The organism is Microcystis sp. M31BS1, assembly GCF_020245285.1.
GTDB classification, from domain to species: domain Bacteria; phylum Cyanobacteriota; class Cyanobacteriia; order Cyanobacteriales; family Microcystaceae; genus Microcystis; species Microcystis panniformis.
Genome location: NZ_JADBVE010000369.1, coordinates 1 through 14,718 on the forward strand (window position 1 = coordinate 1; position 14,718 = coordinate 14,718).

Below are 14,718 nucleotides of genomic sequence, written 5' to 3' on the forward strand. Positions count from 1 at the left end.
AACCAAGCTAAAAACTGAACCTTGACAACAGATAGTAGGGGGTTTTGTTCAGAAAAGAATTCAAATTCGGCCTTGAACGAGTAAAACTTTCTAGGAAATAAGGTTGAACATGAGATTTTTTCGACTTGTTCAAAGTGGCCGGAGGGCATCCGGACACTCAAAACGGACGTTGAGAAAGAGTCAGACTTAAGCAATTAAGCGTTTTTCGCTATCTGCGTCAACCCCATTGACGCGACCACCCTAAAAAAGTGGCGTGGTGAGGAATCGCCGTCCGTTTTACGGCGGCGAGGATGTCAAGTCCCGATATTGCGGTGATGTTAGCTTGGATTGAACAGGCAAAAATCTTAACCAGAGAGTTAAAATAAGCCCTATCTCCGATAATTTTGGCATAAATTAGCCAAAAGTAGTGCCATTCCATCCCCAAAGATCACCTTTCGCCTCGGCAAATTCTAGATAAATGCGATTTTTCGGTATTCCTAAATAAGCCTCAATTTCTTGACAAAAATCACTACTCATGCTTTTAGTTTGAGCGGCGGAAATAGAACCAACACTTTTAATCTCCACATAACACACCGGCTCAAAAGTACCAGCAAAAGTCATTTTTATCCCCGATTCTAAAGCTGTCATCACATAGGATTCGGGTTTTCCCAGATGTTTAGCTAATTTAGCCGAAAGACTCTGCAAAAGTTGATTAACCGTCTCATCATCGAGGGAGGTGACAGAAGTTTGAATTTTAATTAGAGGCATAGAAAAAATCTCAGCAATATTTTTCTATAATATAACAGTTTTGATGGCAATCACAGATATTCTTTGGCTTCAGAAGGCTTCAATCATCCAATCCTTGGAGGATGGGAAGAAAACTGAATGTCATACTAAATCCTGTTATTAAAAACTGATTATTTATTTCCCCTTTTGCTTCTTGCATGAGTGCCTCGTCTCATAACTAGCCTGTACTCAAGGGATTTAGTATCAGCATTCATCCCATCGCTAAAAGCGAGGGAATTCTGCTGACACTAAGTTAAAAAGAATACACGGCCGTTTTGATATTTTGGTAGTTATCATCTAGGTCTGATTCTAGGAGAATAATCGCAGTAATTCTTCTAGTCATCTCGCTTACTTCCTGCACTTCTGCGATAGTTAATCCCCGTCCTAATAATTTTTCCTCGCGATAACTTAGCCATTTTTTAATGACTTGATAACCCCCGATGGTATATTCCCACACCCGGGCCGGTATATTTTGCCAATAGGCTCGATCATTGAGATAAATATCATAGGTGGTCGTTCCTAATAATTTTCGCATTTCTGGGCTAATTACGCTCATTTCTGCGGGTGTATATTGTCTGGCGATCGCTTTTCCTTTACCCGGCATTGTCACGCCATTTTTACCCCCGTGTCCCCAACCGACGTTAATAATTAAATCCCCCTTATCTGGGTTTAAATTTCCCCCATCAGTGCAGGAAATCAAGGCGATTTTTTGCAGTGCAGGGGTCGGTTTTTTGGTGACTCCTATAACGGGGTTTTCTGTGTCTAAAAGAGATGCGATCACTTGTCCTAGTTGGGCAGATTTAATTAATAATTCTTGGCTATTAGGAATGGGAATCCTTGGGAAGTCTTGACGAATACCATCGGCGTTTTCCCCAAGATACAAGGTAGAGTAACCAATCGCTAACGAGTGCAGCCAAATTAAGGAAGCATTCTCGATATTTTCATCAAGATTATTAATACCCAGTTGATTTAAGTATTGACGAGATTTTTCCGAGAGATTAGCTTTTATTGAAGGACTATTAAAGTTACCGGAATCGAATAATTTTCCTTGAGTATTATCTTCTGTATTCACCTTCTCTAAATTTTGACGTAATCGTATAGGAAAATAATAAGCATGACCTCTTTGAAAATCATTATCTCCTAACAATTGTGTATAACATATTGGTATTCCTTCAGGATTAGCAACTCCTGCTGGACGACTCATAAGAAATGAATTTCCTTCCCAACATTGTGACCATAAATCAGGTCTGGAACGATTCCATAAAGGACTAATCTTGCTGTAATAACACCATCTAACTTCAAAAGGTCGAATTAAATAGCGTATAATGTTATTTTGTTGAAAACCTTCTGATTTTTGAACTTTTAAGCGTACTTTTTTGGCTTCAAATCCACTAGCATCTTTCGTTAATCCAGTTTTTAATGTTTTAAGTTCTTCCCATGTTATCGAAGTATCATAATACATTTTAATTCTTTTTTCTAAACTTGATTTATCAATATCAATTAATGCTCCTCCCCTTTTTTCCATTAATCCATTGCTAGGTGGTTCTTTACATAAATCTGTTAACTTTGGCCATGCTAAATAGTGAGAGGAAACATCGGAGGGACGGAAAGAATAACGATTAGATTGTTCTGGGTTAGAGACTTGATAAAAAGCATCAAAATCTTGATTTTTTAAGCTTTCTAAAAGTTGTGACCTTCTTTCAACTGCTTTAGCTGCATCAATATCATCTCGAAATAAGACCTTAGTTCCTTGCTGAGAACTATTTTTCAACCAAAGAGAAATCACCACTCCCTGTTGAATTCCTGCTGAGAATCCAGGTATTGAGAAAATTGTCTCACTGGTTCTACCATCGGGTGCATATTCAGAAATTTTGCGATTTCCGTGCATATTTTCGATCCAGAACTTATTGAAATTCTTTAATAGATTCTGTCTCAAGACAACAAAAGAAGGTTCACTAACCCAAGAATAGTTAGAAACATAACAAACAACCCCTTTACCGGTATTTTCTGAAATACATCTTTCTGCTAAACGAAAAAAGCGCACATATAACTCATCCAAATTAAACTTTTTAATCCCCCAATCGGAGATTAAACCCTGTTTATACACTTCCACTAAACCCGCTTCTTCTGCGGGACTGGTTCCAGCAAAAGCATTGTAGGGAGGATTACCGAGAATAACTAAAATCGGTTTACCGCGCTTAACTTCATCGGCTGCCTCTCGTTCCTTATTTAACTCTGGAAAACTTAATTGTAGCTGTTGAATTTTCTGTTTACTTTCCTCATCGGGAGGTTGCCAACCGGTTAAAGCATTAGTCAGATAAATCCCGACTCGTTCACTATCTTCTATTAAAGGTACACCCAAACTTTGCAAAAATAAACCTAATTGTAGATGAGCGACGACAAAAGGAGCAGTTAAAATCTCGAAACCGAAAATTCTTTCTATGGCTGCTTTTTTCACCAAAGCCATGGCTAAAGCACCCGCGCCATTTTCCTGTAAAGTATCGGTAATATAGCGCAAAACCTCGACTAAATAAGCACCGGTTCCACAGCAAGGATCGAGAATATAAACATCGGGATTAGCTAAACCGTCCTCAATATTTAATTCTTCTCGTAAAACTCGATCGACTCGCGCTACCATATAGCGAACAATTTCCGGAGGAGTGTACCAAACTCCCAATTCTTTGCGTAAATCAGGATCAAAAGCTTGCAAAAATGGTTCATAGAAATACTGTACCGCTTGTCCCTCATCGAATTGACGAAAAAATTCCTCTCGTCGCACTCGATTTAAAGCTGCACCGGTCCAATTCAAAACTTCTACTAATCCCAAAGATTTTAACTTACTCGGCGCAGCGATCTGCTCGAATAGGATCGCTAACATGGGAACATGGAGATGGTGGGCTGCGGATTTCCAATCGAACTTATCCTCGCGATTGAGGTTTTCCTTGTGCCATAATACCCAAGCAGAAAATAAACCATAAAAGAGGGTTTGCACGAGGGTAGAACGAAAAAATTTATTTCCCTGTTCCTGTTCAAATTTGATACCTAGAGCATTTTCTAAAGCTTGACGAATATTGGCCAGAGCGGGAAGATCCGAATGATGTTCTAAGCGTGCTTTTGCGTCCCGCGCATAGGAAGCAAGAAACCAAGCAACATCGGCCGGTGAGGTGATAGGAGCCGCCTGTAAAAGCACTCTCTTTAGGTATTCTAAGAGGCTATCACCCTGTTCGGCGGCAAATTTGGATGGATTTGAGGTTTTAAGCCAAAACTCGGCTTCTGACGGGGCTAAACTATAGGCTTCTAATTCTACCGGTTGACCTTGGCTATTGCGACCAATGAGCAGAAAATCGCGATAATTGCTGACTAATACTTGACCGTATTTTTGCCAGTATTTTTGTACTTGCTCGCTGGCGGCGATTTTTTTGACATCTTCTTTGGTTCCCTTAATCTCGATCGCGCCTCTTTCGGGAAAAATCGCCGTAAAAGGCTCTAATTCTTGATTTTTGGGGAATTGATCGACGTTAAAAAGTCCCCCGTCCGGCAATCCCGCACCCTGATTTCTGAGGTTGATAATGCAGCGCACTCGCGGTTTTAGGGTTTTACCGATTTCGTTGAGGAGAGTTTCAAGAGTGCCGTAGTAGGAGGTTTCTTTTACTGCTGCTTGGGAGGAGTGGATTTCTTGCAGGTTGCGAAAATAATTGACGAGGGGATTCATGAGTAATAAAGTAATAGGACAAAATTAACTTCTTGGTTAGGATAGGCAAAAGGCAAAAGTATGTGTAATTAATTGTGTCTAGCTACTTAAAAAGTGTAGTCTAGATAGGGTTGGCCGAAAAAGTTTTTCGTGGGGACAGATTGTGGGGTGTCGGTCGTCGATACCAAATTAGGTTACACTTCATCTTAAGAAAGGCTGTCACCAGCGATGGTATATTTTGGCCATAGTATAGCTCGCTAGTTTAGATTTGTTCAATTGGAGAAATAAGATTAGATAAAATTTCGTTCCATTTTAATTTATGAATAGTTTGTAATTCCGAATCTATTTCAATCAGATGGGAATAGCTATTGACAAATTCTTCTGGAGATGATATCAGTCTCAGATAATATTTAATTGTCGGTATAATACCATTGGTGATTATTTGACAACCATGATTGTTTTTGATAGTTTGAATCTCAGACATGATTAACTCCACTTCTGTGGGTTTAACATCAAACGATGATAGGATATAATATTTTCTCGGATTAAATTTGATAATTTTATCTTTGGCAATTCGGAGAATTTGTAAATCAATGTACTTACCATGCTTAATTTCAATAACTTCTACTAATTGTTTATTTTTATCAAAAATCTCAATATCTCCTGCACTACCAGAAGTTAGATCAGAAGCTGTGTGACTGCCTAGAGGTTTTAATGTGCAGGATTTGTATCTTTCTACTTCTATAATTAACCTTTGATAAATTGCATATAGTGCTAAAACAGGTAATTTGGAAGCTCCGCGAGTTTGATAATTGAAACTAAAATGATTTTCTAGGCAACTGCTCAAAGTGTTGATATCAAAAGGTTCAGGATTATCTATCTTCAAAATTTTAATCTTTTGGGTCTGGATAATCTGATTAACTTGATGAAGTAAAAGCCTTAAAATAACTTCAGCTTGTTGAGGATTAGTTTCAATAAAATCAATTAAACCCAGAAAAGCATCTTTGGTTTTTTGATTACTAATTTTACCTTGATAATCTAAAGTATAGGGAAAGGGTTGTTCTAAAGAACGAGTTAGCCAGCCACTTTCTGCCATAGCTGGTAATCCCAATTGTTTCAAGGTGGGAGTAATATACTGAGTATCAATAGTTCTTCCTGAAAATCCTCCAGGTAAATTAGTTTGATGGTATCTAATATCTTGATTAGGATAGAGAATTTTATGAACTAATAAAGTTATTAAAACCGTATAAACTGCCTTTTGTTTTGAGCAATTAGTAGCAATTTGTTGGATATAGTTTTGATAGGGTTGAGGGGGCAGTGGTTGCCGATCATCTAAATTTAAGGATTGGTCATAAATTTCTAATAACTTTTCTTTATGGTTCATAAAATCTAATCCGATAATTTCCAATTGAATATTCTGACGAGAAAGAGAAAACTCCTTTAAGGATACTCTAGAATTGGTTTCAGAAATATGTTTCTTAATGGCAATAGCCAACTCTTGAATCATGGGAATACAAACCGAATTACCCACCTGTTTATAAGACTCAGCTAAGTTAGGATGAATTTGAAAACTATCGGGAAACTTCATCAGTCGATAGCATTCTTGGATAGTTAATTTACGCACCTGATCTTGTTCGGGTATATAAATAAAAAAACGTCCAGATGTTTCCTGAGATGGTATAGTAGGATGTACTCCATCGATCGAATAAATTCGGTTAGGTTGATGATGAACCCGGGATAAATGTTCTGTATTTGGTCTGATACCTTTTTTCCAGATAGTTTTATTGCGATACCCGACAAAAATTAATCCTGATGGTTGTAAGGTAGGATTATCAATGAGAGTATATTCTTTTTTATCTAAGTATTCAAAATTGCCTTGAGGAGACAGAAAATCGCGTAACTTAGGTATTGGTGAAGTATATTTTAATGAGTTGAAATTAAATTTTTTATTTTGGGTAGCAATAATAATAATTCTTTCTCGATTTTGCGGCACACCAAAATCCTTGGCATTTAAGAGCTTATAATCAACTAAATAACCCAGTTCTTCCAAAGAACGCAAAATAATATCTAAGTTTTTGCCTTTGTCGAGGTGAATTAGGTGTTTAACATTTTCCAGAAGAATTATTTTCGGCTTTTTTAATTCGACTATTTCGCAGATGTGAAAAAATAGAGTTCCCCTTGTATCTCTAAACCCGGCTCTTTTTCCAGAAATGCTAAAGGGTTGACAGGGAAATCCTGCTGTCAACACTTCAAAATCAGGCAGGTCATGGATAGCAATTGTTCTAATATCTTGATCGGGAATTTCTTGAAAATTATTGAAATATACTTTTCGACAGTTTTCGTCTATTTCACAAGAATATACACAGTCATAACCAACGCTCTCGAAAGCTAATCTAAATCCTCCAATACCAGCAAAAAGATCGATAAATCTGAGTTTTTCGTTTGTCATTGCCAAATTATGACATCAAAGAAATTAATCAATGGGTGCGTTAACCAAGAGTAACGCACCCCGAGGAAATTACACCGAAGTTAAGGTTTTCTCCGCGCTAATTTGCGCTTCGGGACTATCCGCTTCCGAGGGAGGGACCACTTGCCAGAATTGACCGAGATAGCTATCCCAATTAGCTAAAATTAACTTACCTTTGGGGCTATTAGTGCGTTCTACATGGGCCTCAATTAAAGATTTTAACTGTTCCGCACCGGCAGCCGTGCCAACCCGTTGAATCTTGACAATTTCGGGGTTGAGTTTCTCCGGTAGGGACGGATCAAGGATATAAGCTAATCCTCCCGTCATCCCGGCGCCGACGTTGCGACCGACGGAACCAAGCACGACAATTACCCCCCCGGTCATATATTCACAGAGGTGGTCCCCGGCCCCTTCGATAACTGCTTTCGCAGTGGAATTGCGGACAGCAAAACGTTCACCAGCGCGACCATTAGCGTATAACACCCCACCGGTGGCCCCGTAGAGACAGGTATTACCGATGATAGCGTTATCTTCGGGCTGATAATTGGCGTTTTGGGGCGGTAAGATGACGATTTCGCCGCCGTAGATGCCTTTACCCACATAATCGTTAGCTTCTCCCTCTAAATGGAGATTGACACCGGGTAAATTAAATGCTCCGAAACTTTGACCGGCCGCACCCTGGAAATTGAGCTTAATTTCGCCTTCAAAGCCGTCATTACCGTATTTTTGGGCAATTACCCCCGCAATTCTCGCCCCCACGGAGCGATCGGTATTGACAATCCTGTAGGTTTTGCTGACGGTTCCCTGTTGCTCGATCGCCTGTTTAATCTCGCTATCGGCTAGAATTTCCTCATCGAGGACAGCACCGTTACTATGTACTTCCTCGTGCTGCAACCAAGAGCGATCGCTACGGCCATCGGGTAAATTCAACAAACAATCAAGATTGAGGGATTCTGTCTTAGTTAAACGAGCATCGGAGCGCACTTTTAACAGATCTGCTCGGCCAATCACCTCATTTAAACTGTGATAGCCTAATTTCGCCAATAATTGCCGCGTTTCCTCGGCCACCAAAGTAAAGAAATTGACCACATGAGCGGGAATTCCTGGAAAACGAGCGCGCAGACGTTCCTGTTGGGTAGCGACTCCCACAGGGCAATTATTCGTGTGACAGACGCGGGCCATGATGCACCCCTCGGCAATCATGGAAATGGAACCAAAACCGAATTCCTCCGCACCCATGAGAGCAGCCATGAGGATATCCCAACCGGTTTTTAGTCCCCCATCTGCACGCAAAATCACCCGATGACGCAGTTGATTTTCCATTAACATCCGATGCACTTCCGTTACTCCCAATTCCCAGGGACTACCCGCGTGTTTAATCGAACTTAGGGGTGATGCACCTGTACCACCATCGTGGCCAGAAATCTGGATAATATCAGCGTTAGCTTTGGCAACTCCGGCCGCAATTGTGCCGATACCGATCTCGGCCACTAATTTGACGGAAACTTTGGCCCGGGGGTTAATTTGGTGTAAATCGTAGATTAATTGCGCTAAATCTTCGATCGAGTAGATATCGTGGTGAGGAGGGGGAGAAATCAAGGTAACACCCGGTTTTGATCGCCGTAACATGGCAATATAGGGACTGACTTTTTTCCCAGGTAATTGACCTCCTTCTCCCGGTTTTGCTCCTTGGGCCATTTTAATCTCTAGCTGTTTTCCACTCATTAAGTATTCGGGAGTGACTCCAAAACGTCCCGAAGCTATCTGTTTAATGGCAGAATTAGCCGTATCACCGTTTTTTAAGCCGTTTAGGTGAGGCATGGTCACGGAATGTCCTTCTTCATCCACATCGCTTAAGCTGGTGTAGCGGATCGGATCTTCTCCCCCTTCTCCGGAATTGGACTTACCTCCGATGCGATTCATGGCGATCGCTAGGGTTTCGTGTGCTTCCCGGCCCAAGGCACCGAGGGACATTCCCCCTGTGCAGAAGCGTTGCAGGATACTTTCGAGCGATTCTACTGCTTCGATGGCAATTGAGGCTCGATCGCTGTTAAATTCTAATAAATCGCGCAATGCAGTAACGGGTCTTTGCTGCAAGATTTGGCGATAGGTTTCGTAATGGTCATATCCTTCACCTTGGGAGTGAGCAGCCACTGCTTTATGGAGTGCTTTCGCCATTTCCGGGGAATTCATGTGGTATTCTCCCCCCGGACGGTAGTTGACAAAACCGTAGTTTTCTAGTTTTTTAGCGGTAAGATTGGGGAAAGCTTTACTGTGGAATGCGATCGCTTCTTGGGCTACTTCAGCAATGCTTAAACCCCCGACGCGACTGGTAGTACCGTTAAAAGCTAGTTTAACTAAATCTGCCGATAATCCGATCGCCTCGAAAATTTGCGCCCCATGGTAGGAAGATAGGAGAGAAATACCCATTTTCGAGAGGATTTTCAGTAATCCTGCTTCTACGGATTTGCGGTAATTAATTAGAGCTTTTTCGAGGCTAATAGCTTCTAATTTGCCGTTTTCCATCAATTTCTGCGTTCTTGGCTCGATCCACCACTGGGCGATCGTTTCTAGGGCCAGATAGGGACAAACTGCGGAAGCACCATAACCAATTAGACAAGCGAAGTGATGGGTACTCCAACATTGGGCCGTATCGATCACAATCGAAGCTTTTAAACGCAAGTGTGAGCGAATCAGGTGATGATGGACGGCACCAACAGCTAATAAAGGGGGAATATAGCTAGTTTTTTCGTCAATAGGAGCAGTCCTGTCACTGAGAATTAAAATTTCTGCTCCCGATTCTACTTTCTTGGCAGCCTCAGCGCACAAATTAGCGATCGCATCTTCTAATCCCCCTGGTCCGGTGGTCAGATCATAAAGGGTAGAAAGTTCGGCTGTTTTGTAGCTAGAGGTTTTAACTTTGGCTAATTCCGCATTATTGAGCAGGGGAGAGTCTAATTTCAGTAAATGTGCGTCATCAACCCCCAATTTCAGGATATTACCCCGTCGTCCCAGATACATAGTCAAGGACATGACTAAACTTTCCCGTAAAGGATCGATGGGAGGGTTAGTAACTTGGGCAAAACGTTGTTTAAAGTAATCGTAGAGAAGATGGGGTTTACTGGAGAGGACTGCTAGGGGAGTGTCATCACCCATACAGAAAGTCGGTTCTTTTCCCTGTTCTGCCATGGGAACGATAATCAGATCCACATCTTCGGATGTGTAACCGAAAGCGGTTTGCAGGGGAAGGAGATGACTGGGAGCGGGAATATCTATCGCTGTTTCTTTGTCAATAAAGGTGCGTTGGGATTTCACCCATTCACCGTAGGGATTAGAGCGGGCAATTTCCTGTTTAATCGGCCAATTACGCTTAATTTCGCCTTTTTCTAGGTCAACTGCGATCATTTGACCAGGGCCGAGACGACCTTTTTCGATAATGGTGGTTTCATCGAGGGGAATAGTTCCCGCTTCCGAGGAAACGACGATATAACCGTTGTTAGTAATGCTATAACGGGCCGGTCGCAAACCGTTGCGATCTAAACAAGCACCGACGATTCCCCCGTCACTGAATACCAGTAAAGCTGGACCGTCCCAGGGTTCCTGTAAACCGCTATAGTATTCGTAGAAGTCGATAATTTCGGGATAATCCTGTAAATCCGGCTGATTATTGTAGGCCTCCGGCACTAGGATCATAGCCGCTTCTAGGGGACTGCGACCGGTTCTCACCAATAATTCTAGGGCGCTATCGAGGTTATAGGAGTCGCTGTTAGCGGGGTTAACAATGGGGGTCAGGGATTGTAATTCTTCGTGGGTCCAACCTTGGGTTTCTAAAGCGGGTTCCCGGGCCGACATCCAGTTAATATTGCCCAAAAGGGTGTTAATTTCGCCGTTATGACCCAATAAGCGCATCGGTTGAGCGAGAGGCCATTTCGGTTGGGTATTGGTGCTAAAACGTCGGTGATAAATAGCAAATTGACTGCTATAGGCTGGATTTTGCAGGTCTAGATAGAATTCTCGCAGGATTTCGCCCCGTACCATGCCTTTATAGACAATGGTGCGACAGGAAAAGGAGCAGAAATAGAAATCATCGGCCAGTTGCTTACCGACTTCAGAACGGGCAATATAGAGTAGGCGATCGAATTGAGAACCGGCTAAATCGGGGGAAGTAACCAGAATTTGCTCGACGTAGGGTTGATTTTCCCTTGCTTGTCTTCCGAGGATTTGGGGAAGGACGGGAACAGTGCGCCAACCTAAAATCTTAATATTATATTTATTGACAATTTCCTCAATGTGTGCTTTAGCCTCGGCTCGTTCTTGGTCCGCTTGGGGAAGAAAGACCATACCCACCCCTAGGCGCTCAGATTCTGGCATATTTAAGCCATTTTCGGCGAACCAAGGAGCGAGGACATCTCTGGGGATAGCGGTCATCATACCGGAACCGTCACCGGAATCCTGATCGGCGCTGCAGCCTCCCCGGTGTTCCAAACAACCTAAGGCTAAAAGTGCCTGTTCGATCAGTTGATGGCTACCAGAACCGCGTACATCGGCAATAAAACCGACTCCGCAAGCGTCCCGTTCTTCTACGAGCCATCGGGGACCCCAATAGGGATCGATTTGGTGTATATTGTCGGTTTTTAGGTTATTTTGTTGCGCCATAGAATTTATCCTTAGGGTCGTTGTCTAGAAGGGTGAGATAGCTGGTCTGCTGAAAGGGTCAATCTAGAATAGAATTTTTTTTGATCTTGCCGTTTCGATTGTCGCTGATTTTTCCTAATTTTTGCCTGTTGCCATCTTTATCTTGGCCAGTCTGAGGAATCACAGGTGATCTACCATGATATAGTAGCTCTCAGGAATTGTCATCGAAAATCCCCTGGATGGGGTGAAACATCCTGTTAGGTGCTTATTTTGGCAGAATATTGTCGGATTATAAGTATTATTGGAGCAATGGGGTCAAATTCAGGACAAGACTTTCCCTAAAGAGGCAGGTAAATCGGCTAATTTTTCCACCACTGTCACCCCAGCTTCTTGAAAATGACGTAAGCTATCTTTTCTGGTATTCTTAGCGGCAACAGAGTAGGAAAGTTGGTTAGAAATAATTGTTTCTGTATCGCCGAAATTGGTTTCAATCGCTGCATTTAACCCCACAAGATAGGCAATCACCGGTTTTTCGATCGCCGAGGCAATATATTTGGCTGCCTCGATTTCGGCCTTTCCTCCCACCTGACTGACGAGGAGAATTGCCTCGGTATTGTCATCTTCCTCGAAAACCTGCAACCATTGGGACAAATTGGAGCCAATAATGCCGTCAGTACCCAAATTTACCGCCATAGATTCACCATAACCGGCCGCTGTTAAAGTTTTCGCCACTTCATCCCCTATGCGATCGCCGCGGGTGATCAGACCGATTGTCCCCGATTGATAAAAACTGGGTTCACAAATACCCAACCAAAGATAATTGGGAATAATTACACCCTGGCTGCCAGGTCCGAGAATTAATGTCCCGGTGGTACTAGCTATCTTTAATAATTCCACCAGATCCAAGGGGGGAACTCCGGGGGTGACGATAATTAATTGGGGAATGGCTGCTGCGATCGCTTCTAAGGCCGCATCTAGGACTTGATTGGGGGGGACTAAAATTAAACTGGTCTTGATTTCCCCTGCTTCAGCAACGGCCTCGGCCACTAGATCAAACACTGGTATCTCTGCGATTATCTCACCACCGTGGCCACTAGCCACCCCCGCTACTAAACAGGTTCCCTGGGTTTTCAATCTTGCCGCATAATATTTGCCTAGGGGTCGATCGATCCCTTGCATAATTATCTGATCCTTATCTGTCCATTTCATATATTAAGTGTTGGGAGTTGTTTCAGTTAAGTAGGTAGGCGTTAAAAGTTGTCAGATCCCCCCGCCTATCGGCACCCCCCTTATCAAGGGGGGCAGGGGGGATCGAACCTAAAATCCATTTTTAATTTAATTATAACCAGCTACTTAAAAGTAAACAGTAATCAGTAATCGGTGAGACACTGTTGATGGTAGTTTTTTTCAGTGGTCAGTAAACAGTAAACAGCAATCAGCTTCTGAAGGCGAGAGTCAAAGGTTTTAGATTCGTCCCTTGTCAACTGAAAACTCACATCTGATCAGTGATCACTGATCACTGATTCTAGGCTAATTTAATGGCTGCAGTGACCACCTCTTCTAAAGACTCTAACCAATGAAAGTTAACATCAGCTAAACTCTGACTGAGATCGATCGCTTGGTTGTCAGCTAGGACGCGAAAAATTATTTGTGGTAGGGTGGGATTGAGAAAAGATCGAGGTTGCAAGGTTTGTCTTTCCTGTCGGGTGGCCCGGATCGTTCGTTCGCCGCTGCCCCGGCTGGGTGATAATGGGCTATAACTGCGGTAGTAATTACTAATAGTCTCGATCGCTTTTTGGCCAAAGTCGGGATAACTGATAATATCAACGATAATCACTTTTAAATCGGCCAATAGTTGGAATTGTTGCAGACCGGACTCTATTTGCTCGTTTAATTGCTCTAATTCTAGTCTTTCCTCCAGTATAAGCCAGGCTGCTAGTTTTGCTCCCTTGCTGGCTAAGGCATCCCAGACAGTGGACATCAAACCCTGGCCATTGCTGATCATCGCTATTCGGCCAGTTTGATCAATTATCGACCAAGGGGATTGTAATTGGGGTGGGGTCAAGGCCAGAAGATCGAGATGTCTGGCTAAAGCGGCATCATTAACAGTTATTTTGCCATCTAGGGCCATCACTTCCCCAGTTTCGTTGATACCCAGGGGATTAATCTCGATAATATCGAGATCTTTGCTGACAAAGAGACTATACATTTTTTCGAGAATTTGACTGATAGACTCGATCAAAGACCCTCTTAAACCCATAGATACGGCTAATTGCCGACAGAGATAGGGGGAAAATCTCTCTTCAATGACCACTTTTTGCATGGTTGCCAGTAAACTGTCCACATCCATCCCCCCTTGACTCGCACCCAGTAAAACCGGTCTTTGCAGATGATAATCGAGTAAAATGGCTAAAAATATCTCTTGTTGCGGATTATACCGGGCTTCTGCTAGAATTACCTCTGGATATTCTCCGGCGATCGGTAAATGAAAGATAGCATGGGCAGCAGCGATCGCATCAATGGTATTAGCGACAAATTTCACCCCCCCTGCTTTTCCCCGTCCTCCCGCTCGTACCTGGGACTTCAGCACGATGGGGTAGGGAATGTTTAATCTTTTTAGTCCCCCCGGTTCGTGGATTGGTTGGGAAGGTAAAATGGGGATACCTACCTGAGCAAATATTTCCTTGGCTTGGTATTCGAGTAAATCCATAATTGATTAGTTGATAAAGTGGCGGTTCTCTCTTTGCTCGTTTCGGTAGCTGGGGGACTATGAAGATTATTCTAGCAACAGCATCCGGTTCGCGGGTGATGGGGGAGAATATTCTTGGTTTATAGGGATGGAGGACTGGTCGTGACGGCAATCTCGATCGCAAAACTTAAAATTAATTCGATCGGGTGATTTTTTTTTGATAGGATTGAACCTATAATTCTCCCATAAATAGTTATTGTTCCCCATTAACCGTGCCAAACTAAGAACTGCGGACAAATCAAGAGTTTTGGCGTTTCAATAGACCAAATAAACGGCTCTTCGGTTTGTGTTATGCAATGGACGGGAGTTATAAGGGATGGAACCCTTATATAGAAAGGCATTTAGCGATTTTTGTTAATTGTTTTTTTCTAGAGCGAACTAATCAATTAAGTCTCTTGCCAGATAAGGATT

General features: G+C 42.5%; 7 protein-coding genes. All 7 read right to left on the reverse strand.

From position 1 onward, the window contains the following. Window positions 1-217: 217 nt before the first annotated feature. The 7 genes from IM509_RS20700 to IM509_RS20730 all read right to left on the reverse strand — a co-directional run bounded on the left by IM509_RS20700 (window position 218) and on the right by IM509_RS20730 (window position 14,268). A complete protein-coding gene (locus tag IM509_RS20700; protein ID WP_185238024.1) occupies window positions 218-418 on the reverse strand; it encodes a hypothetical protein in 201 nt (66 codons plus the stop codon). Beyond that, window positions 394-747 (reverse strand): phenylpyruvate tautomerase MIF-related protein, encoded by a 354-nt coding sequence (locus IM509_RS20705; protein WP_002734736.1) that lies wholly within the window; start codon window positions 745-747, stop codon window positions 394-396. Before IM509_RS20705 ends, IM509_RS20700 begins: the two co-directional genes overlap by 25 nt. Before the next feature lie 271 nt (window positions 748-1,018). After that, a complete protein-coding gene (locus IM509_RS20710; protein ID WP_185238023.1) occupies window positions 1,019-4,477 on the reverse strand; it encodes a type ISP restriction/modification enzyme in 3,459 nt (1,152 codons plus the stop codon). Window positions 4,478-4,718: 241 nt separating this feature from the next. Then, window positions 4,719-6,905, reverse strand: coding sequence for a DNA cytosine methyltransferase (locus IM509_RS20715; protein ID WP_185238022.1), 2,187 nt, complete (start codon window positions 6,903-6,905; stop codon window positions 4,719-4,721). Window positions 6,906-6,974: 69 nt separating this feature from the next. After that, window positions 6,975-11,579: a glutamate synthase large subunit gene (gene gltB, locus IM509_RS20720; protein WP_185238021.1), complete on the reverse strand. Its 4,605-nt coding sequence runs from the start codon at window positions 11,577-11,579 to the stop codon at window positions 6,975-6,977. Between the two features lie 300 nt (window positions 11,580-11,879). Further along, complete coding sequence (locus tag IM509_RS20725) at window positions 11,880-12,767, reverse strand: succinate--CoA ligase subunit alpha (RefSeq protein WP_052277784.1); 888 nt, start codon at window positions 12,765-12,767, stop codon at window positions 11,880-11,882. Between the two features lie 316 nt (window positions 12,768-13,083). Beyond that, on the reverse strand, window positions 13,084-14,268 hold the full coding sequence (locus tag IM509_RS20730) for an ATP-grasp domain-containing protein (protein ID WP_052277785.1): 1,185 nt from the start codon (window positions 14,266-14,268) through the stop codon (window positions 13,084-13,086). Window positions 14,269-14,718 lie beyond the last annotated feature (450 nt).

What these genes read in the sequence shown, in the direction of transcription:
- IM509_RS20700 (WP_185238024.1), bottom strand. Translation starts at nt 418, where the DNA reads ATGGAATGGCACTACTTTTGGCTAATTTATGCCAAAATTATCGGAGAT.
- IM509_RS20705 (WP_002734736.1), bottom strand. Translation starts at nt 747, where the DNA reads ATGCCTCTAATTAAAATTCAAACTTCTGTCACCTCCCTCGATGATGAG.
- IM509_RS20710 (WP_185238023.1), bottom strand. Translation starts at nt 4,477, where the DNA reads ATGAATCCCCTCGTCAATTATTTTCGCAACCTGCAAGAAATCCACTCC.
- IM509_RS20715 (WP_185238022.1), bottom strand. Translation starts at nt 6,905, where the DNA reads ATGACAAACGAAAAACTCAGATTTATCGATCTTTTTGCTGGTATTGGA.
- gltB (WP_185238021.1), bottom strand. Translation starts at nt 11,579, where the DNA reads ATGGCGCAACAAAATAACCTAAAAACCGACAATATACACCAAATCGAT.
- IM509_RS20725 (WP_052277784.1), bottom strand. Translation starts at nt 12,767, where the DNA reads ATGAAATGGACAGATAAGGATCAGATAATTATGCAAGGGATCGATCGA.
- IM509_RS20730 (WP_052277785.1), bottom strand. Translation starts at nt 14,268, where the DNA reads ATGGATTTACTCGAATACCAAGCCAAGGAAATATTTGCTCAGGTAGGT.